At 33.8% G+C, this 1,077-nt stretch carries 1 protein-coding gene and 1 pseudogene; both read right to left on the bottom strand.

Annotated features, from left to right (window positions below; all coding sequences use genetic code 11):
• Positions 1–588, bottom strand: a pseudogene (locus tag L8U37_RS08090) (flagellin); the annotation flags it as partial.
• 179 nt (positions 589–767) lie between these two features.
• Positions 768–1,077: flagellin (locus tag L8U37_RS08095; RefSeq protein WP_259443352.1), on the bottom strand; the 310-nt coding region annotated here is incomplete at its 5' end.

The raw sequence follows: 1,077 nt of genomic DNA on the forward strand, positions 1-1,077 counted from the left end.
CACTCCATTATAATTTTTAATAGTAAGTTGAGCTATACCGCTACTTTTAGCTTGAGAACCTGTTTCAAATCTAGTTACACCTATTTTAGAGCTTTGAGTTGGGCCTATACTAGCTTTTACAGTTTGATTTGACTGTGCACCGAGTTGAAATTCTTGATTTACAAAGTTTCCGCTTAAAAGTTGTTTGCCATTAAAAGCTGTGGTGTTAGCTATATTATCAAGTTCTTCCATCAAACGATTAATATCAGCTTGAAGCATATTTCTTGTTTTAGCACTTTGTCCATCTTGTGCTGCTTGAGTAGCTTTTACCTTAATAGTATCTAAGATTTTAAGCTGCTCATCCATAGCCTTATCAGCTGTTTGTAAAATACCTATAGCGTCATTACCATTATTTATAGCTTGACCTAAAGTTGCAGCTTGTGATCTTAAACTATCTGCTATAGCCATACCTGAAGCATCATCTGCTGCAGAGTTGATTCTAAGACCTGAACTAAGTCTTGATAAAGACTTATCAAGCTCTCTTGCTGTGATAGTTGAATTTGCATGTGCATTCATTGCACCTATGTTGGTGTTTATTCTAAAACCCATTTTAAATCCTTTCAAAATATTGCTTAGAACTTTTAAAGCAATAAATGTTCCAAATTTAAAGAGTTGTTTTAAAGAGTTGTTTTAAAGAGTTGTTTTAAAGAGTTGTTTTAAAGAGTTGTTTTAAAGAGTTGTTTTAAAGAAAAACACCTTGAAAATTCAAGGTGTTTTGGATTTCTTAACTATTGTAATAATCTCATTACATTTTGTTGCACAGCATTAGCCTGACTCATAGCATAAGATCCACTTTGGGCTAGGATATTATGCTTAGCAAAGTTTGCACTTTCTGCTGCAAAATCTACATCTCTGATGTTTGATTCAGCTGATTTGATATTTACTTGGGTTACACTGATGTTATTTAGTGTAGCTGTGATTTGATTTTGCACAGAACCAATATCAGCTCTAATTTTATCAAGGTTAGTGATAGCAGTTTCGGCTATATCCATCACAGCCATAGCACCTTTAAGAGTAGTAACGCCAGCTTCTTGATCT

It is taken from the genome of Campylobacter sp. RKI_CA19_01122 (assembly GCF_025771325.1).
Lineage (GTDB): Bacteria > Campylobacterota > Campylobacteria > Campylobacterales > Campylobacteraceae > Campylobacter_D > Campylobacter_D lari_D.